This window comes from uncultured Brevundimonas sp. (assembly GCF_963975535.1).
Taxonomy (GTDB): Bacteria; Pseudomonadota; Alphaproteobacteria; order Caulobacterales; family Caulobacteraceae; genus Brevundimonas.
In genome coordinates this window covers 1-17,882 of sequence record NZ_CAXBHE010000001.1, presented here as the reverse complement: position 1 = coordinate 17,882, position 17,882 = coordinate 1, and the positions used below count along the sequence as shown (strand labels likewise).

Sequence of the window (17,882 nt, the reverse complement as noted above, 5' to 3'; positions counted from 1 at the left end):
CGTGGAAATGGAAATCGCTTCAGCTTGACGGCAAAGAAAACAGGCCTTTACCCGAACCGGCGGCGTTGTTCGGCGCTGCGCAGGGTGGAGCGCAGGAAGTCGGCGGGGGGGTCGGTTTCGGCCAACACGGCTTCCTTGATGGCGCGCGGCTCGCCGAACAGATGGCCCTGGCCCATGCTGACGTCCAGTTCGAGGATGTCGACGATCTGGCGTTCGCTCTCGACCTTTTCGGCGATCAGCTCGACGCCGTAGCGGCGCGTCAGGGCGGCGAAGTCGGCGGCGCGGATGTCGCGCATCGCGGCGGTGGGGGCGGCCCCGTCGAGGTCGAGCAGCTGTTCGATCAGCAGGTCGGCGGCGACCTTGATGAATTTCACGTCGGAGCGCTGCAGGTCGGCGAAGTCGAGATCGAGGGTCTGGACCTTGTCGAGCGAGAAGCGGAAGCCGAGGTCGGCCAGCCGCGCCATGTTGCGGGCCTCGATCGCGCCGCGGGCGTCGAAGGTGGCCTGGCCCAGTTCGAAGATCAGGGCCTGGTTGAGGTCGCGGTTCTCGCTGAGGAAGTCGAGGAACTGGGGGAAGAAGGTCTCGTCGCCCAGCGAGGTCAGGGCCACGTTGCAGAACACGCCGACCTTGCGGTCCTGCTTGGCCAGCCGGCGCACGATCTGGGCGCAGCGGAACAGCAGCAGGTTGTCGATGGCGGGGACCAGGCCCTCGCCCTCGGCGGCCGACAGGTATTCGGCCGGCATCATCACCCGGTCGGTCGAATCGCGCAGGCGGGTGAAGCTCTCGTAGAAGATGGTGCGGCGCTGCGGCAGGGACACGACCGGCTGCAGATACAGGTCGACGCGGTTCTCGCTGAGGGCGTCGTGGATGGTGGCCAGCAGGGCGTTGGACTGCTGGTGACGACGGCCCTCGTGGCTGTCGACGGCGGCCGGGGCCGGGGCCGACAGGCGGGCGTCGATGCTGTGGCTCATCTGCTGGATCAGGGTTTCCAGCATGCGGACCTCGTCGGACAGGGCCTCATTGCTGCTGAGGGCCCCGGACTCGATGGCCCTGGCCAGTTCAGTCAGGGCCCCCTGGGTCGACTCCAGCGCGTCGGCCAGCAGGCGGTGGGCCTCGCGCACCTGTTCGACCTCGCGGGTCAGGGCGACGCGGGCCAGACGGCCGGTCACCAGGCCGTGGCCGGCGGCGAACAGGCCCAGGGTACCGAAGGTGGCCGCCACGCCCGCGCCGGCGCCGAGACCGGCGCGCCACAGGAAGGCACCGACGGTCATCGCCACGAAGACGTAGAAGCAGAACAGGATAATGGTGGTCAGTGTGCGCATCGGTTCACCAGACCGGGGAACGGCGAATCCCGTCTTCCCGGATGGAATCGCCCGAGTATCGGGGTATCAGGGCGTATCGCCTAGAGTGCACTTGGAAGAATTGCAGGGATTCGCATGGAACTGTTCGATCTGACCGGCAAGGTCGCCGTCATCACCGGCTCGTCCAAGGGCATCGGCAAGGCCATCGCCGAGCGGATGGCCGAACACGGGGCGCAGGTGGTCATCTCGTCGCGCAAGGCCGGCCCCTGTGACGAGGTCGCCCAGGCGATCAACGCCAGGCACGGCGCGGGCCGGGCCATCGCCATCCCCGCCAACATCGCCTCCAAGGACGACCTGCAGCGACTGGTCGACGAGACCAATGCCGCCTTCGGCAAGATCGACATCCTGGTCTGCAATGCCGCCAGCAACCCCTATGCCGGGCCGATGTCGGGCATCAATGACGAGCAGTTCAACAAGATCCTGCAGAACAATGTGGTCTCGAACCACTGGCTGACCCAGATGGTCGCGCCGCAGATGCTGGAACGGAAAGAGGGGTCGGTGATCATCGTCTCGTCGATCGGCGGCCTGCGCGGCAATGCCCTGATCGGGGCCTACAATGTGTCCAAGGCGGCGGACATGCAGCTGGCGCGCAACCTGGCGGTCGAATGGGGGCCGTCGAACGTGCGCTGCAACTGTATCGCGCCGGGCCTGATCAAGACCGACTTCGCCCGCTATCTGTGGGAGAACCCCGAGATCCTGAAGCTGGCCACCGATCCCGCGCCGCTGAAGCGGATCGGCCAGCCGGACGAGATCGCCGGGGCGGCGGTCTATCTGGCGTCGCCGGCCTCGACCTATATGACCGGCCAGACGCTGGTGGTGGACGGCGGGATCACCATTGCCTGGTAGGGACGACAGACCCGGGTTCGGCCAGGACGTCATATGGCGGCTGCAGGCCGCGGCCTTCGCCACCCTGATCGCCGGTCTGCGGGCGCTGGGGCTGGAGCGGGCCTCGGCCCTGGGGGGGCGGTTGCTGCGCGCCCTGGGGCCGAAGACCAGCGTCCACCGCACGGTGCTGCGCAACCTGACCCTGGCCTTCCCGGACATGGACCCGGCCGAGCGGGCGCAACTGGCCATGGCCCAGTGGGAGCAGACCGGGCGCACCTTCGCCGAACTGACGATGATGGACCGGTTGACCCCGGCCTCGGGGCGGATCGAGATCGTCGGGGCCGAGCGGCTGGAGGCGATCCGCACGGAGAAGCGGGCGGTGGTGTTCGTCTCGGGCCATTTCGCCAATTTCGAACTGATGCCGGCGGTGATCCTGGCGGCGGGCATTCCGTGCCAGATCACCTATCGCGCCACCAACAATCCCTATGTCGACCGCCAGATCCGGGCCAACCGGGCCCGCTACGGGGTCAAATTGTTCGCGCCCAAGGGTGGCGACGGGGCGCGCGAACTGCTGGCCGGGCTGCAGCGCGGCGAGTCGGTGGCCCTGATGAACGACCAGAAATTCTCGGAGGGGCCCGAGGTGAGCTTCTTCGGTCACCCGGTCAACGCCGCGCCCGGGCCCAGCCGGCTGGCGCTGCGCTTCGGCACGGTGCTGCAGCCGATGTCGGTGACGCGGCTGCCGGGTGTGCGCTTCCGGCTGACGGTGCATGAGCCGATCGCCCTGGAGGCCACCGGCGACCGCAGCGCCGACATCGCCCGCGGCGTCCAGGCGATCACGGACTTCGTCGAGGCGCGCGTGCGCGAACATCCGGTCGACTGGTTCTGGGTCCACAAGCGGTGGCCCAAGGCGGCCTATTCCGGCAGTTCGACCACATTGGCCTGATCGGACTTGCGCCGCATCGGACCGGTATAGCCCGGAAGCTGCTTGCGCCGGCGGTCGGGGCCGAAATAGCCCCCGGTGCGGATGAAGGGGCGCGGATTGTGGATCACCGCATGGACCCGGTCGAGCAGGGCCTTGGCGGTGAAGGGCTTGGTGACGAACTCGGTCACCCCGGCGTCGCGCGCCGCCATCACCTTCTGCCGGGCCGAATGGCCGGTCATCATGATGATGGGCAGGAAGGTGTCGAGATCGGTGGTGTTGTTGCGGACGAGACGGGTGAATTCCACGCCGTCGATCGGCGACATCTTGTAGTCGACGATCGCCAGATCGCAGGGTCGGTCCTGCAGGGATTTCAGCGCCGCGGCCCCGTCCGGGCTCTCGCGAATATTGCGACAGCCGGCGGCCTTGAGAATTGCCGACGTCATCGACCGAAACTGCTTGTTGTCGTCGACGAGCAGGATCTCGAGAGATTGAAGGTCTGCCATCGGGTTCGGATCGGCCCTGGTTAAGCGATGTGTGCGGGCGGTCTTTAGCCATATTCACCCGGCCGGTCCATCGGGTTGACGGACTTACGACCTGAAGGAACGGGCGTGCGCGCTATGCGCGAATGAACAGCGACGGATCGAGATTCCGGTCGCGCCATTTGGCGCGCCAGCACAGATGCGGACCGGTGGCGCGACCGGTCATGCCGACCCGGCCGATGACATCGCCGCGCTGCAGGTCCTGGCCGGTTTCAACCATGATGCGCGACTGGTGCAGATAGGCGGTGATCAGGCCCTGGCCGTGGTCGATCAGGACGAGGCCGCCCTCGAAATGCAGGTCGGGCTGGCTCAGGGTGACGCGGCCGGCGGCCGGGGCCAGGATCGGCGTGCCCTGCGGCGCGGCCAGGTCGATGCCGTAGTGGGGCCGGGCCGGGGTGCCGTTGAGGATACGCTGGCTGCCCCAGCGGCTGGTGATGCGGAACCCGGTCACCGGCCAGGTAAAGCCGTCGCGGAAATGGTCGGCGTCGAGACGGCTGGCGAAGCCCTCGGTCTTCAGCGCGACCTCGCGGCGGATGCGTTCCAGCAGGGCGGGATCCGTCGGGGTGACGGTGGCGGCGGGCAGGCCGTTGATGCGGGTGCTGGGGAAGTCGACGCGGGCGATGTCGATCACCCGGCGCATCGCGCGATCTCCTGACCGGGCCTCGAGCACGACGCTGCCGGTCTGGTCGCGGTCGAAGCCGACGATGAAGGCCCCGTCCGACGAGGCGGTGGCCAGGGCCTCGCCGTCGACGAAGACCAGGGCCCCGGGCCAGGTGGTGCCGATGGCATGGCCACCCTGGACGAAGCTGCCGGTCAGCCGCAGCGTGTCCTGCATCCGGGCGAGCGCCGGGCCCGCGGCCAGGGTGGCGACGGCCCCGGCGAGCAGGCCGCGACGGTCGGCGTTCACTGGCTGGCCGCCAGACGGCTGCGGGCCTCCTCGGGGCTGAAATAGGCTTCCTGACGCTCGGCCGACCAGTAGCGCAGGGCCTCCAGCGGGATGGCGCGGGCGCTGACGGCGCAACGCACGAAGCGGCCCGGACGCAGGACGGCGAACTCGCCATCGCCATAGTGGAGGGTGGCCTCTTCGGCGGCTTTGGGTGTGGTCATTCCGGAATCATACCGCCGCGGGGGGCATTGTGCCACCGGGTTTGGCGGCGGGCGGAGATGGGCCTCTCACCAATCGTTTGTCGTATGGCGGCGCGACCCTGACAGGGCCCGCCGCGCTCGCGCTGAGATTTCAGTGACAGGGTTGGGCTGGCACCGTCCGACGTCCGCTGTTGGGGAAAGGCCGAAGGTCGGCTGTCGACCCGTTGCGGACCTTCCGGGGAGTCGCTCTGGAGGTCCGGGCCTGACTCAAAGGAGACCTTGGGAACGTCCGGTTTGTGCTCGCGCCGCCAAGACGCAGGCCTTGAGACGGACGAGGCCATTGGTCTGGGTGCAACGTAGGGCGTCGGGCTTTTCTCCAGAGAAGATCGGGATGTGCGCCAGGCCTTCCAGGGCTGGCGTTTTCCTGCGATGGCTATATAGGTAGGCGCCTACATATTTAGCGGAACGGTTCCAATGAGCATTCGAATGACACGGCGAGGGGTGATGGGCGCGACCGCAGGGCTGGGCGTCTTGAGCTGGGGGGGGCTTGGTCGAGCAGGGGACGGCGGGGGCTCCATCGCCGCCCGTCTGGACGCCGCCGTGGAACAGGCCATCATTGAGGCGGATTTCTCCGGCGTCCTGATGTTGAATCGCGGCGGCAAGGTCGTCTATCAGCGCGCGGTGGGCCAGGCCGAGAGGGAGTTCGGCGCAGCGAACCGTATCGACACCCGGTTCAACGTCGCCTCCATCGGCAAGATGTTCACCGCCACGGCGGTCCTGCGCCTGGTGGAGCAGAGGCGGATCGACCTGGACGCCCCGATCCTGCGCTACCTGCCCGACTATCCAGTCCGCACCATCGCCGAACAGATCACCGTCCGCCAGCTGCTGTCGCACAGCTCCGGCGTCGGCAGCTACTGGGAGGCGATCGCGCAGAAGCCGTCCCAGGCCTTCGTCGAAACTCGCGACTTCCTGCCCCTGTTCGTCGACCAGCCGCTGGAGTTCACGCCCGGCGAACGGATGGGCTATTCCAACGGCGGCTATGTGATCCTGGGTCTGATCATCGAGGCCCTGACCGGCGAGACCTACGCCGAGCACATCGGGCGCACGATCTTCGAGCCCCTCGGCATGAACGGCAGCGGCTACTGGCCGCTTGATCTGGTCGTACCGAACCGGGCCGACGGCTACACCCGCGACGAGGCTGTTCCCGGTGCCTGGCGCAACAACCTCTTCGTCAACCAGTTCCGGGGCAACCCGGCGGGCGGCGCCTATTCGACCGTCGAGGACCTGTCGACCTTCATCGCCGCCCTGGGCGACGGTCGGCTTCTGTCGCCACAGATGTACACTATAGCGACCACCAGTCTGTTCGATCTTGGCCGGGCGCGTTACGGCCTGGGGTTCATGGAAGAGACCGTCAACGGCCATCGCATGGTGGGGCACAGCGGCGGCCATTTCGGCATCGCCGGGGAGGTCTGGCGCTACCAGGATCTGGACGTCACCGTCGCCATGCTGAGCAACAGCGAGGTCGACGGCTACTGGGCGCTGAACGTTGCGGTGAAGGACATCCTGTGCGGACCCAGCCCGGCGACCGACGCCTGGCGCCTGGGCATGGCGATGGCGGCGGCCGCCGGGGGCGACAGCGTGGCGGCCGCCCGGGCTCTGTTCGACGCGAGGCCGCAGGGCCTGGAACCGCGCTCGGTATTCGAGGTCGAGGCGGCGAAAGCTCGCCATCGCGGAAATCCGGCCGCCGCCGAACGGATCATGCAGGTCGCCGCCGTCATCGAGCCTCCCGCGTGACCGATGTGAAGGGCGGCCACGGCGCGGCCATCGGTGCCCAGTTGCGCCGCCTGTCGGAGCGGATCGACCGCGACGTCGGCCGCACCTACGCACGGCTGGGCATCCGGTTCGAGCAGCGGTGGTTCGGGGTCCTGAACCAGATCGTCCTGAACGGGCCGATGACGGTCGGCGACCTCGCCGCCGCGCTGCGCATCACTCACGTCTCGGTCAGCCAGTCGCTGCGCTCGCTGGAAGCGGCCGGCTATGTGCGGGCTTTGCCCGACCCCCGGGATGCGCGTCGCCGCAGACAATCCCTGACCGCCGAAGGCGAAGCGCTGGTCGCCCGCCTGACCCCTCTGTGGCTCGCCATGAATCGCGAGGCCGAGGCCATCAACCGCGAGGCCGACGACGTCGCCGCCCGGCTGGACAAGCTGGATCAGGCCCTGGACCGCAGCTCCTTCTACGACCGGCTGATCGCCGTGGTCGAGGTCATGGACCAGCCTCAGCCATAGTTGGAGCGGCCGCGTTCATCGGCACCGCGTGGTGCAGCCTGCTTCCCACATCAGGACCGTCCTGGCGCACGGCACCAGGTATGCGAGCGTCATGATCTCCAGACTGAGCAGCAGACGAAACATCTGTTCCCTGGTCTGCTTGCCCTGAGCAGCCGAACTGAATGGCTGCTGAGGGTCAGGAACCGCCCTAGCCGACGGGAATAGCGCCGCATCGCTGAATGTCGCCGTTTCGGCTGCGCGCGCGAGTCTGCTGTTGGCGCATACGTGACTCCTAGCATGGTCCGGGCTTCGGTCCGCCTCCCCCCGTTGCGGACATTCAGCGAGTCTGCTTCGGGCCGGTCCTGCCCGTAGAGGCTCAGAACAGATCGCCCTGGCCCGGTGGCGGGGCCTTGGGGCGGGGTGCCGGACGGGGCGCGGGGCGGGGCGGCGCAGGTGGGGTGCTGCCGTCATCCTCGCCGTCGACATGGGCCGCGGCCGCGCCGTCGGCGAAGACCAGACGCACAGCCTGGCCGGGCGACAGGGCGGCGGCCGAGGTCAGCCAGTGGCTGTCGCGGTCCTCGACGCGGGCGAAGCCGGGCTTGGGGCGGCCGGGGTCGAGACTGGCCAGGGCCCGGGTCAGGGCCGACAGGGCCACGCCCGCCTCGTCGAGGCGGCGGGGCAGAACGGGGGCAAGGCGGGCGGTCACCGCCTCGAGCCGCGCGGCGCGCTGGTCCAGTCGGCGGTGCAGGGGCTCGGGCGACAGGCGGGCGGTGACCCGGATCAGGGCCGTTTCGCGGGTCTGGATCGCGCGGGTCAGGGCCGGGGCCAGCTGGGCCCCCACGGCGGACAGACGGTCGGTGCGGCGTTCGATGACCCGGTCCAGCAGGGCGCGGCCGAAGCGGCCGGAGACGCCAGCGAAGCGGGTGGTCTGGCGATCGACGCCGCGCTGCAGGCCGGAACCCAGACGACTGGCGGCGTGGTCGAGGCGTTGGCGCGGCAGGGCCAGCAGGTCCTCGGGCCGGGCGGGCAGGCCGCGGGCCACCGCGCGCAGGCGGATGCGGCGCTCCTCGATCAGCCGTCCACCCGCGCCGGTCAGGCGGCGGTCCAGATCGGCCAGGGTGTAGCGCAGGTCGGCCAGAACCGGGGTGGCGATCTCGGCCGCCCCGGTCGGGGTCGGGGCGCGACGGTCGGAGACGAAATCGATCAGGGTCGTATCGGTCTCGTGGCCGACGGCCGAGATGATCGGGATGCGGGCGGCCGCGACGGCCCGGGCCAGGGCCTCGTCGTTGAAGGCCCACAGGTCCTCGACCGAGCCACCGCCGCGCGCGACGATGACCACGTCGGGGCGGGGGATGGGGCCGCCGGGGGTCATCGCATCGAAGCCGCGGATGGCCTTGGCGACCTGGGCCGCGGCGGCGTCGCCCTGGACCACGCAGGGCCAGACGATGACATGACAGGGCCAGCGTTCGGCGATCCGGTGCAGGATGTCGCGGATCACCGCCCCGGTCGGGCTGGTGATGACGCCGACCACGGCGGGGAAGGTCGGGATCGGCTGTTTGCGCTCGGGCGCGAACAGGCCCTCGTCGCGCAGCTTGCCCTTGAGCCGTTCCAGCTGGGCCAGCAGGGCCCCGGCCCCGGCCGCCTCCATCGATTCGATCACGATCTGGTAGGAGGAGCGAGCCGGGTAGCTGGTGATCTTGCCGGTGACGATGACCTCCAGCCCCGGTTCGGGCTGGATGCCGAGGCCGCGGGCCGAGCCCTTCCAGACCACGCCGTCGATGGCGGCCTTGTCGTCCTTCAGCGTCAGATAGATGTGGCCCGAGGCGTGGCGGTTGACCTTGGAGATCTCGCCGCGCAGCCGGACGTGGCCGAACCGTTCCTCCAGCGTGCGCTTGAGCGCGAAGCTGAGCTCCGAGATCGACAGCGGCGGATTGTTGTCGCGCGGAGGCTCCGGCCCGTCCGCCGGGCCCTCGAACACATAGGAGTCGTCACTCATCGGCGCAGACTAGCGGGGTGCGGCGGCGGCGGGAATGGGGGAGGGCGTGACCCGACTCCACGCTGCTTGACCTTACAGTGACTATATGACAAGTATGCTTGGCATTATGACAAGAAAGCTGGGCAACTTCACTTTGCCTGGCGACACAACCCGCCGGGCGTGCCGCGAGGATGGTGCGCCGCAGGTCAAGGAGAAGCCCATATGTCATCGCCCGCCCTTAACCGATCGCGCATCCTGGCGCTCGCCCTCGTCATGCTCGTCCCACCCATCGCGATCGTCGCGGCCATTCCGTGGTTGAGGCAGCAACCCGAGGGCCTCGGTGTTCTCCTGACCGGGATCGCCGCCACGCTGACGGTGGTCTCCAGTATCGCGCTCGCCGTGCTTAAGGATCGCCAGATCGATGAATGGCAGAGAAGCAATGCGCGGTTCTCGAGCCAATGGGGCTGGATGGTCGGCGCTGGTATGGTCGCGCTGCTCCTCGCCGTGCCGGCCGTCCGTGACCTGATCGTTTCCAGCGCCTCGGTCTGGGGCGGCGTGCCGAATCCGGATGCGCGCCTGGTGGTGACGACCTTCACCTTCGGCTTCATGGCGGTGGTGGTCACACAGGCGATTTGCACCATGCTGCTTAGTCTGGGCTGGCACGTCTTGATGTCCCGGGGCTCGCGCGAGCCCTCGTGAAAAACAAGATTAGGATTCTCCGCGCCGATCGGCGTTGGAGCCAGGCGGAACTGGCAACGCGGGTCGGCGTATCGCGCAATTCGATCAACTCGATCGAGAACGGCCATTTTGATCCATCGCTGCCGTTGGCGTTCGCCATCGCGGACGCGTTCGCGTGCATGATCGAGGAGGTGTTCGAGCGGGACCCGCCCAGGTCCGGGGCCTCCTGATCAGGATCACGGCCTGCTTCAGCCAACACCGCCGCCAGCGGGGAGGGGCGTGAGGCGCGACCGGCTGGAACTCTCGTTCCGTCACGCCGATGCCCGCCAGCCGCCCGATCAGGTCGCGGCCGAGTTCGGCGATGGCCGGATCGTCGAGCGCATCGCCCGACACGTTCGCCGTCAGGATCACTTTCCGGCCGTGAGTCGTTAGCCGACCCCCGCGTGTCGTGATATGGCCCCCACCCCAAGGCGGCCGACAGGCCGCACAGACGATGAAGTTCAGGAGATCTGCAGATGAGCAGGGTGTTGGTTATCGGTGCCGGTGGCGTCGGATCGGTCGCGGTCCACAAGATGGCGATGAATGCGGACGTGTTCTCGCACATCACCCTGGCCAGCCGGACCCTGTCCAAATGCGACGCCATCGCCGAGTCGGTGAAGGCGCGCACCGGCGTGACCATCGACACGGCCCGGATCGACGCTGACGACGTGGCCGCGACCACGGCCCTGATCCAGGCGGTCAAGCCGGCGCTGGTCGTCAACCTGGCCCTGCCGTACCAGGACCTGAACATCATGGACGCCTGTCTGGCGGCCGGGGTCCACTATATGGACACCGCCAACTATGAGCCGCGCGACCAGGCCAAGTTCGAATACAGCTGGCAGTGGGCCTATCAGGACCGCTTCAAGAAGGCCGGGCTGATGGCCCTGCTGGGCAGCGGTTTCGACCCCGGCGTGACCTCGGTGTTCGCCACCTGGACGAAGAAGCACCTGCTGGACCGGATCGACACGCTCGACATCCTGGACTGCAACGGCGGTGACACCGGCCTGCCGTTCGCGACCAATTTCAATCCCGAGATCAATATCCGCGAAGTGACCGCCCCGTCGCGGCACTGGGAGAACGGCCAGTGGATCGAGGGCCCGGCCCTGGCCCACAAACAGGTGTTCGACTTCGATCAGGTCGGTCAGAAGAACATGTACCTCATGTACCATGAGGAGCTGGAGTCGCTGGCCAAATTCTATCCGGAAATCAAGCGCATCCGCTTCTGGATGACGTTCGGCGACTCCTATCTGAAACACCTCGAGGTGCTGGAGAACGTCGGCATGACGCGGATCGAGCCGATGATGTTCCAGGGCCGGGAGATCATCCCGATCGAATTCCTCAAGGCCCTGCTGCCCGAGCCGGCCTCGCTGGGCCCGATCACCCGGGGCAAGACCAATATCGGCACCATCGCCACGGGCGTGAAGGACGGCGAGCCGAAGACGGTCTACGTCAACAACATCTGCGACCACGAAGACGCCTATGCCGAGACCGGCAACCAGGCGGTCAGCTATACCACCGGTGTCCCGGCCATGATCGGCGCGGCCCTGATCCTGACCGGCCAGTGGACGGGGGCGGGGGTGTTCAACATGGAGCAGATGGACCCCGATCCCTTCATGGCCATGTTGAACCAGCACGGCCTGCCGTGGCAGGTGCGCGAGCTGGACGCGCCGCTGCCGTTCTGATCGGGCCGACGATGGAAACCCAGGCCGCCGGTCCCGGCGCATTCGCAGAGTTTGACCTGGGCCGCGTGCCGTCGCCCTGTTTCGTGGTCGACGCGGCGGCGGTGCGGCGCAACCTGTCCATCCTCAAGGATGTGGGGGATCGGTCGGGGGCGAAGGTGCTGCTGGCGTTGAAGGCGTTTTCGATGTGGTCGCTGGGCGATCTGGTCGGCGAGCATCTGGACGGCACCTGTGCCTCCGGCCTGTATGAGGCCCGGCTGGCGCGCGAGCATTATCACGGCCACCTGACCACCTATTCGCCGGCCTACAAGCGGGCGGACCTGCCGGAGATCCTGCGGCTGTCGGACACGGTGATCTTCAATGCGCCGGAGCAGAGGGCGCGGTTCGCCGACCTGATCGCCGATGCGCGGGCGGCGGGTGCGGTGTTCGACATCGGCCTTCGGCTGAACCCGGAACACAGCGAGGCCGAGGTGGCCAAATACGACCCGTGCCAGACCGGGTCGCGGCTGGGCTTTCCGGTGTCGCAGTTGCGGCCGGAGCATCTCGAGGGCGTCGACGGCCTGCATATCCATGCCCTGTGCGAACAGGGGTTCGAGCCGCTGGAGCGGATCTGGGCCTCGCTGGAGCCGAAGCTGGCGGGGATGCTGGGGTCAATCAAATGGCTGAACCTCGGCGGGGGTCATCACATCACCCGGGCCGACTATCGCCGCGACGATCTGGTCGCCCTGGTGCGCGGGATCAGCGAACGGCACGGAGTGCAGGTGTATCTGGAGCCGGGCGAGGCCATCGCCCTGGACGCGGGCATTCTGGTGGGCGAGATTCTCGACACCTTCGACAATGGCCTGGCGGTGGCGATCACCGACATTTCGGCCACCTGCCACATGCCCGATGTGATCGAGGCCCCGTACCGGCCGGCGCTGATGGGCGAGGTCGACGGCGGCGTCACGGTGCGGATCGGCGGGCCGTCCTGCCTGGCCGGGGACATCATCGGCGACTATGGTTTTGCCCTGCCGCCGCAGCCGGGGGATCGCATCGCCTTCCTCGACCAGGCCCATTATTCGATGGTCAAGACCAACACCTTCAACGGCGTGCCGCTGCCGGCCATCGCCCTGTGGGACAGTGAGACCGACGCCCTGCGGCTGGTGCGGACCTTCGACTACAGCGACTTCCGCGACCGGTTGTCCTGAGGGCACGGCCCCGGCGGATATCGGCCTGCAAGCCCCTTTGAATCCCGCTGCCGCTTGACCCGTCCGCCCGGGGCGGTCATGCCGCCTGCATGATTATCTTGCTTGTCGGATCGGGAGGGCGCGAACACGCCCTGGCCTGGAAGATCGCCCAGTCACCGCTGGTCAAGCGTCTGGTCATCGCGCCGGGCAATCCGGGCATGGAAAAGCTGGGCGAGCGGCGCGCGGTCAAGGGCGACGACGCCGAGGGACTGGCGGCGCTGGCACGGGAGATCAAGGCCGACCTGGTCGTGGTCGGGCCCGAGAGTGCGCTGGAGAAGGGGCTGGCCGACCGGCTGGCGGCCGCGGGCATCCCCTGTTTCGGCCCGACGCAGAAGGCGGCGCAGCTGGAGACCTCCAAGGCCTTTTCCAAAAGCTTCATGGAGCGACACGAGATCCCGACGGCCGGCTACGGCGTCTATGAGCGGCTGCACGAGGCGCGGCAGGCGCTGGACGTGTTCAAACCCCCATATGTGATCAAGGCCGACGGCCTGGCCGCGGGCAAGGGGGTGGCGATCAGCCCCGACAGGCGCGACGCCGAGGCCGAGATCGAGCGCATGCTGGGCGGCCGCTTCGGCAGCGCCGGGTCGCGGGTGGTGATCGAGGAGTTCATGGACGGCGAGGAGGGCTCGCTGTTCGCCCTGTGCGACGGCGAGCGGGCGGTGCTGCTGGGCGGGGCCCAGGACCACAAGCGCGCGTTCGACGGCGACATGGGGCCGAACACGGGCGGCATGGGGGCCTATTCGCCGGCCCCGGTGTTCACGCCGGAACTGGTCGAGGCGGCCGACCGGCTGGTGGTGCAGCCGACGCTGAAGGGAATGGTGGCCGAGGGCGCGCCCTATCGCGGGGTTCTGTATGTCGGGCTGATGGCCACGGCCGACGGACCCAAGGTGGTCGAATACAACGCCCGCTTCGGCGATCCCGAATGCCAGGTGCTGATGATGCGGCTGGACGGGGATCTGGTGCCCTATCTGCTGGCCTGCGCCCAGGGCGACGTTTCGGGCCTGCCGGGGCTGGGCTTCAGGGACCAGACGGTGATCTGCGTGGTCATGGCGGCCAAGGGCTATCCCGACAGTCCGCTGGAAGGCTCGATCATCCGCGGGGCCGGCCAGGATTTCGGCCCGCACGTGCAGGTGTTCCACGCCGGCACCCGCCGCCGCGACGACGGCCAGCTGGTCGCGGCCGGGGGGCGGGTGTTGAACATCTGCGCCGAGGGCGACGACATCGTCCAGGCGCGCGAGCGGGCCTATGCCGCCATCCGCAAGATCGACTGGCCCGGCGGCTTCTGCCGCACCGACATCGGCTGGCGCGCGGTCGAGCGCGGGTAGGGGGCTCACCCCTTGGGTGAAGCCGGGGTTTTCGACTTCATCAAAGGTTGAGCCTGCGTGAGCCGGGTCGCGTGCCGTGGTAAGGTCACCTCATGACCGAACCGCCCCATGAAATGGACGAGGAGCCCGGTGTCTTCGACGTCGAGGACGCGGCGGCGATCGAGGCGTCCGACCAGCGCGCCCTCGCGGACTTTGAGGCCGGTCGTTTCGTCAGCCACGAGGCGGTGAAGCGTTGGCTGCTGTCGCTGTCGACGGATCACCCCCTGCCTCGGCCGAAATGTGGCGAATAGACTGGTCGGACGAGGCGCTGGATGATCTCGAGGCGATCACCGGCTACGTGCGGGATTTCAGTCCTGCGGCGGCGGCGCGGATCGAACTCGCCATTGTCGAGGCTGCCGACAGCCTGGAAACGATGCCGAATCGCGGACGGTCGAGTGGACCGAGCTGTCGGGAACTGACGGTGGTTCCGCCCTACCTCATCCGCTACGTCGTCGTGGGTGACGCGGTGCGCATCCTGTCGGTCCGCCACGCGGCGCGACGTCGGGAGCCATAGGCTGACCCACGGGCCGTGCGTTGAGCGATGGCCCCCTCGGGACAGCCCCTGAAATAAGGGGGGTGGCTCAACGTTAGGCGTACAGGCGCTTCGCTAGCCTAGAGCACCAGATGCACTATCCACTGGATGCCGATCATCAATGGGACTGTGATGGCTGCTCCGCCGAGCCAAGCCCAGAAACCAGCGGCCACCCCTCGCTTCTCGGTGGCCATTTTGATTCTGGAGCCCATGATAAACCATGGCAAAATGAGTCCCAACGTAACCCCGCCTATGAGCCAAGTCATTTCCCGGGCAACTCCAGTGTAGGCGCGGTCGCCAACTACCGCAGCTTGCCGTTGAAATTAGCGTCGACGCAACATCTACTTCGGGTCGTAGTTCGCCATGGGCCTCCGCCGAGAAGCAGACGCCAGGATGGCCACGGTCATCCATTGTTTCTGCCCGGATGGACACGCGCCCGCTCGATTTCGAACCGGTGTCGCCCGCTCATAACCCATGCCATTATCGTGGCGCTTGCCCGGCACCCCGCCCTGGAGACCGCCCCCGTGCCCGACACCCTGCCCCCTGAACCCCCCAGCCACTACCGCGACGGGGCCGAGCGGCTGGCCGATCTGATCGTGCATCTGACCGGACTGGCGCTGGCGCTGGTCGGGGGCGGGATGCTGCTGGGTCTGGCCATCGGCTTCGGCGACGCGGGCAGCCTGACGGCGGCGGCGATCTATGCGGTCGGGCTGCTGACGATGCTGGGGCTGTCGACGGCCTATAATTTCGCCGCGCCGCGATTCCAGCCGCTGCTGCGGCGCTTCGACCATGCCGGCATCTTCGTGATGATCGCCGGGTCCTACACCCCGTTCACGACCCAGCATCTGACCGGGGCCTGGGCCTGGGGGATGACGGCGGCGGTGTGGAGCACGGCGATCGTGGCGGCGGCGGCCAAGCTGTTGCTGCCCGGACTGGGCAAGGGCTTCTGGATCGCCATCTATCTGGCCCTGGGCTGGGTGATGGTGATCGCCATCCAGCCGTTCATGCAGAGCCTGGGCCTGGCCCCGGTGGTGCTGCTGGCGATCGGCGGGCTGCTGTATTCGGTGGGGGTGATCTTCTACGCCAACAAGCAGATGCGCTACCGGCGCGCGATCTGGCACGGCCATGTCGTGGTGGCGGCGGCGGTGCACTGGGTGGCCGTGTTGCTGGCCGTCTTACGCTAGACGGGGATTACGCCCCGGCGAACAGCAGCCGGCCCTCACCCATGCGCTGGCGCAGGGCGGGAAGGTCGAGGTGGGAGACCGAGAAACAGCCGTAGCTGCGGCCCAGCTTGCCCTCGCGGGCGAGGAATTCCGGATCGGCGTAGTCGGCACCGTGCACGATGATGGCGCGCTCGCGGGCCTTGTCGTTGGAATATTCGAGACCGTCGAGCAGGACGTTGGGTCCCTGCTGCGGGCCGAAGTTGGCCCCGGCGGTGGCATAGGCCCCGATCGAGGACATGTAGCTCTCGGGCGTGTTGGAGAAGTTGCGGGCATAGCCGGAGTGGGCCGGATCCGACCCCTTGCCGTGGCTGGTGCGGAAGGCGTTGACCTGGCCGCTGACCAGATCGACCTCGAACAGGCGTTCCTCGCCCGAGAAGCGCTTGAAATCGACCAGATACATGCGGTCGCGCAGCGGGACGCGGCGATGGTGGATGTCGAGGGCGGCCATGGCGCGGGCCATCAGGACCGGGGGCACGATCCCGTTGGGATCGAGCGGCGGGGCGATGACCTGGGCGGTGGAGACCGGCGCGGCGGGCAGAACCGGATTGACCAGCGGGGCGGACACCGCCGCGTACTGCGTTCCGGCCGACGCCGTGGCGCAGCCCGAAAGCAGGGCCGAACCGCCAAGAATGATGCCTCGTCTCGATATCCGCATGCGACGCCCCTTCGCGCGGCTTCAACAACAGTGAGCAGTTGTTTCATGAACCGAGGCCCGGATTCAACCGGAGCCTTGGCGGAAACTGTCATCCGAGTATGGTGCCCAACTGTTCAGGGAGGGTTCATTGAAACCGTTAATGCTGGCCATTGCGGCCGTTATGCTTGCTGTCGCGCCGGCCAGCGCCCGGCAAACGTCCGAAACCCCTACAGCTTCGCCTGATGGGGGAACCGTGTTCGTGCAGGCGGGGCGGCTGCTGGCCGATCCGTCGAGCGGGGTTGTGCTGCGCGATAAAACTCTCGTGATCAGAGGGAACCAGGTCGTCGAAATCCGCGACGGCTTCGTTTCCGGCAGTGAAACCGGTGACCGGACCGTCGATCTGCGCGACGGGTTCGTGCTGCCCGGCCTGATCGACAGCCATGTGCATCTGACCAGCCAGCAGAACCCGAACGGGCGTCTGCAGCAGGTCACCGACTCGAGCAGTGACCGGACCATGGCCGGCGCGGGCTATGCCCGGCGGACCCTGATGGCCGGCTTCACCACCGTGGCCGATCTGGGCGCGGCGAACGAGGCGATCTTCGCCCTGCGGGACGGCATTCGCCGCGGCGACGTTCCGGGACCCCGGATCATCGCCTCGGGTTCGACGGTGTCGATCCATGGCGGACACGGCGACGCCAACGGCTATCGCGACGATGTCATGCACCTGCTGTCGCCCGAGAGCGTCTGTTCGGGACCGGACGACTGCATGCGGGCGGTGCGCACCCAGGTGCGGTCGGGCGCCGACATCATCAAGATCATGGCCACGGGCGGGGTGCTGTCCAACACGGCCGCCGGTCTGGGCCAGCAGTTCACCGACGCCGAACTGGCGGCCATCGTTGAGGTGGCGCACCGGATGGGGCGCCAGGTGACGGCCCACGCCCATGGCGTCGACGGCATCAATGCCTTCCTGCGCGCGGGCGGCGACTCGATCGAGCACGGCACCTATCTGGACGCGGAATCGCTCCGGCTGCTCCGGCGCGAGGGTACCTATCTGGTGCCGACCCTGCTGGCCGGGGACTTCGTGGCCCGCATCGCCGCCAGCCCGGACAATTTCTTCACCCCGGCCCAGACGGCCAAGGCGCTGGAGGCCGGTCCGAAGATGCTGGATATGGCGGGCCGGGCCCATGACGGCGGCGTGCGCATCGCCTTCGGCACCGACTCCGGCGTCTCGGCCCACGGTGACAATGCCCAGGAGTTCGCCCTGCTGGTCCGGGCCGGGATGACACCGCTGGAGGCCGTTCAGTCGGCCACGGTGGTGGCGGCCGCGCATCTGCGGATTTCCGGCGAGGCCGGACGGATCACGCCCGGCATGCCCGCCGACCTGATCGCCGTGTCCGGTGACCCGCTGAGCGACGTCACCGTGCTGGAGCGGGTCCGCTTCGTGATGAAGGGCGGGGTGGTTTACCGGACGGAGTAAGGGCGGAACCGGCCCCCTCCACCAGCCTTCGGCTGGTCCCCCTCCCCCAATGGGGGAG

General features: G+C 68.0%; 20 protein-coding genes. 14 read left to right on the top strand and 6 right to left on the bottom strand.

Features of this window, described 5'->3' with window-relative positions; genetic code table 11:
- Positions 1-47: 47 nt before the first annotated feature.
- Positions 48-1,322, bottom strand: coding sequence for an EAL domain-containing protein (locus tag AACZ75_RS00100; protein WP_339870491.1), 1,275 nt, complete (start codon positions 1,320-1,322; stop codon positions 48-50).
- Positions 1,323-1,436: 114 nt separating this feature from the next.
- Here AACZ75_RS00100 and AACZ75_RS00095 point away from each other — a divergent pair, with 114 nt between their 5' ends.
- Positions 1,437-2,207 (top strand): SDR family oxidoreductase, encoded by a 771-nt coding sequence (locus tag AACZ75_RS00095; RefSeq protein WP_339870490.1) that lies wholly within the window; start codon positions 1,437-1,439, stop codon positions 2,205-2,207.
- Positions 2,197-3,129: a lipid A biosynthesis acyltransferase gene (locus tag AACZ75_RS00090; protein ID WP_339870489.1), complete on the top strand. Its 933-nt coding sequence runs from the start codon at positions 2,197-2,199 to the stop codon at positions 3,127-3,129. Before AACZ75_RS00095 ends, AACZ75_RS00090 begins: the two co-directional genes overlap by 11 nt.
- Here AACZ75_RS00090 and AACZ75_RS00085 read toward each other — a convergent pair.
- From AACZ75_RS00085 to AACZ75_RS00075, 3 genes are all read right to left on the bottom strand, one after another.
- Complete coding sequence (locus tag AACZ75_RS00085; RefSeq protein WP_339870488.1) at positions 3,099-3,611, bottom strand: response regulator; 513 nt, start codon at positions 3,609-3,611, stop codon at positions 3,099-3,101. The genes AACZ75_RS00090 and AACZ75_RS00085 overlap by 31 nt on opposite strands.
- Before the next feature lie 112 nt (positions 3,612-3,723).
- Positions 3,724-4,554 carry a M23 family metallopeptidase gene (locus tag AACZ75_RS00080; protein ID WP_339870487.1) on the bottom strand — a complete coding sequence of 277 codons (831 nt, stop codon included), beginning with the start codon at positions 4,552-4,554 and terminating at the stop codon, positions 3,724-3,726.
- Positions 4,551-4,754: a DUF2093 domain-containing protein gene (locus AACZ75_RS00075; RefSeq protein ID WP_339870486.1), complete on the bottom strand. Its 204-nt coding sequence runs from the start codon at positions 4,752-4,754 to the stop codon at positions 4,551-4,553. Before AACZ75_RS00075 ends, AACZ75_RS00080 begins: the two co-directional genes overlap by 4 nt.
- A 453-nt stretch (positions 4,755-5,207) precedes the next feature.
- Between AACZ75_RS00075 and AACZ75_RS00070 the strand changes: the two genes are divergently transcribed.
- Together AACZ75_RS00070 and AACZ75_RS00065 are read left to right on the top strand one after the other, a co-directional pair.
- Complete coding sequence (locus tag AACZ75_RS00070; protein ID WP_339870485.1) at positions 5,208-6,527, top strand: serine hydrolase domain-containing protein; 1,320 nt, start codon at positions 5,208-5,210, stop codon at positions 6,525-6,527.
- Positions 6,524-7,018 carry a MarR family winged helix-turn-helix transcriptional regulator gene (locus tag AACZ75_RS00065; protein WP_339870484.1) on the top strand — a complete coding sequence of 165 codons (495 nt, stop codon included), beginning with the start codon at positions 6,524-6,526 and terminating at the stop codon, positions 7,016-7,018. Before AACZ75_RS00070 ends, AACZ75_RS00065 begins: the two co-directional genes overlap by 4 nt.
- A gap of 355 nt (positions 7,019-7,373) precedes the next feature.
- On the opposite strand, the gene xseA is transcribed toward AACZ75_RS00065, so the two are convergent.
- Positions 7,374-8,993 (bottom strand): exodeoxyribonuclease VII large subunit, encoded by a 1,620-nt coding sequence (gene xseA, locus AACZ75_RS00060; RefSeq protein ID WP_339870483.1) that lies wholly within the window; start codon positions 8,991-8,993, stop codon positions 7,374-7,376.
- 201 nt (positions 8,994-9,194) lie between these two features.
- Between xseA and AACZ75_RS00055 the strand changes: the two genes are divergently transcribed.
- From AACZ75_RS00055 to AACZ75_RS00015, 9 genes are all read left to right on the top strand, one after another.
- Positions 9,195-9,671 carry a hypothetical protein gene (locus AACZ75_RS00055; protein WP_339870482.1) on the top strand — a complete coding sequence of 159 codons (477 nt, stop codon included), beginning with the start codon at positions 9,195-9,197 and terminating at the stop codon, positions 9,669-9,671.
- The gene (locus AACZ75_RS00050; RefSeq protein WP_339870480.1) at positions 9,668-9,880 is read left to right on the top strand and encodes a helix-turn-helix transcriptional regulator; all 213 of its coding nucleotides are present in this window, start codon (positions 9,668-9,670) and stop codon (positions 9,878-9,880) included. The genes AACZ75_RS00055 and AACZ75_RS00050 overlap by 4 nt, the downstream gene beginning before the upstream one ends.
- 49 nt (positions 9,881-9,929) lie before the next feature.
- Positions 9,930-10,082, top strand: coding sequence for a hypothetical protein (locus AACZ75_RS00045; protein ID WP_339870479.1), 153 nt, complete (start codon positions 9,930-9,932; stop codon positions 10,080-10,082).
- 83 nt (positions 10,083-10,165) lie between these two features.
- Positions 10,166-11,371 (top strand): saccharopine dehydrogenase family protein, encoded by a 1,206-nt coding sequence (locus tag AACZ75_RS00040; RefSeq protein ID WP_339870478.1) that lies wholly within the window; start codon positions 10,166-10,168, stop codon positions 11,369-11,371.
- Positions 11,372-11,382: 11 nt separating this feature from the next.
- Positions 11,383-12,555, top strand: coding sequence for a carboxynorspermidine decarboxylase (locus AACZ75_RS00035; protein WP_339870477.1), 1,173 nt, complete (start codon positions 11,383-11,385; stop codon positions 12,553-12,555).
- Positions 12,556-12,644: 89 nt separating this feature from the next.
- Complete coding sequence (purD, locus tag AACZ75_RS00030; protein ID WP_339870476.1) at positions 12,645-13,919, top strand: phosphoribosylamine--glycine ligase; 1,275 nt, start codon at positions 12,645-12,647, stop codon at positions 13,917-13,919.
- Between the two features lie 92 nt (positions 13,920-14,011).
- Positions 14,012-14,209, top strand: coding sequence for a CopG family transcriptional regulator (locus tag AACZ75_RS00025; protein ID WP_339870475.1), 198 nt, complete (start codon positions 14,012-14,014; stop codon positions 14,207-14,209).
- A complete protein-coding gene (locus AACZ75_RS00020; protein ID WP_339870474.1) occupies positions 14,197-14,472 on the top strand; it encodes a type II toxin-antitoxin system RelE/ParE family toxin in 276 nt (91 codons plus the stop codon). The genes AACZ75_RS00025 and AACZ75_RS00020 overlap by 13 nt, the downstream gene beginning before the upstream one ends.
- Before the next feature lie 542 nt (positions 14,473-15,014).
- The gene (locus AACZ75_RS00015; protein WP_339870473.1) at positions 15,015-15,674 is read left to right on the top strand and encodes a hemolysin III family protein; all 660 of its coding nucleotides are present in this window, start codon (positions 15,015-15,017) and stop codon (positions 15,672-15,674) included.
- 7 nt (positions 15,675-15,681) lie between these two features.
- Here AACZ75_RS00015 and AACZ75_RS00010 read toward each other — a convergent pair whose 3' ends face one another.
- Complete coding sequence (locus AACZ75_RS00010) at positions 15,682-16,368, bottom strand: murein L,D-transpeptidase catalytic domain-containing protein (RefSeq protein WP_339870472.1); 687 nt, start codon at positions 16,366-16,368, stop codon at positions 15,682-15,684.
- Between the two features lie 127 nt (positions 16,369-16,495).
- Between AACZ75_RS00010 and AACZ75_RS00005 the strand changes: the two genes are divergently transcribed.
- Positions 16,496-17,824: an amidohydrolase family protein gene (locus tag AACZ75_RS00005; RefSeq protein WP_339870470.1), complete on the top strand. Its 1,329-nt coding sequence runs from the start codon at positions 16,496-16,498 to the stop codon at positions 17,822-17,824.
- Positions 17,825-17,882: the final 58 nt, after the last annotated feature.

Bases quoted from the DNA above. Each gene is read 5' to 3' on its own strand.
- AACZ75_RS00100 (WP_339870491.1), bottom strand. From the start codon at position 1,322: ATGCGCACACTGACCACCATTATCCTGTTCTGCTTCTACGTCTTCGTG.
- AACZ75_RS00055 (WP_339870482.1), top strand. From the start codon at position 9,195: ATGTCATCGCCCGCCCTTAACCGATCGCGCATCCTGGCGCTCGCCCTC.
- xseA (WP_339870483.1), bottom strand. From the start codon at position 8,993: ATGAGTGACGACTCCTATGTGTTCGAGGGCCCGGCGGACGGGCCGGAG.
- AACZ75_RS00035 (WP_339870477.1), top strand. From the start codon at position 11,383: ATGGAAACCCAGGCCGCCGGTCCCGGCGCATTCGCAGAGTTTGACCTG.
- AACZ75_RS00025 (WP_339870475.1), top strand. From the start codon at position 14,012: ATGACCGAACCGCCCCATGAAATGGACGAGGAGCCCGGTGTCTTCGAC.
- AACZ75_RS00095 (WP_339870490.1), top strand. From the start codon at position 1,437: ATGGAACTGTTCGATCTGACCGGCAAGGTCGCCGTCATCACCGGCTCG.
- AACZ75_RS00075 (WP_339870486.1), bottom strand. From the start codon at position 4,754: ATGACCACACCCAAAGCCGCCGAAGAGGCCACCCTCCACTATGGCGAT.
- AACZ75_RS00085 (WP_339870488.1), bottom strand. From the start codon at position 3,611: ATGGCAGACCTTCAATCTCTCGAGATCCTGCTCGTCGACGACAACAAG.
- AACZ75_RS00070 (WP_339870485.1), top strand. From the start codon at position 5,208: ATGAGCATTCGAATGACACGGCGAGGGGTGATGGGCGCGACCGCAGGG.
- AACZ75_RS00040 (WP_339870478.1), top strand. From the start codon at position 10,166: ATGAGCAGGGTGTTGGTTATCGGTGCCGGTGGCGTCGGATCGGTCGCG.
- AACZ75_RS00010 (WP_339870472.1), bottom strand. From the start codon at position 16,368: ATGCGGATATCGAGACGAGGCATCATTCTTGGCGGTTCGGCCCTGCTT.
- purD (WP_339870476.1), top strand. From the start codon at position 12,645: ATGATTATCTTGCTTGTCGGATCGGGAGGGCGCGAACACGCCCTGGCC.
- AACZ75_RS00020 (WP_339870474.1), top strand. From the start codon at position 14,197: ATGTGGCGAATAGACTGGTCGGACGAGGCGCTGGATGATCTCGAGGCG.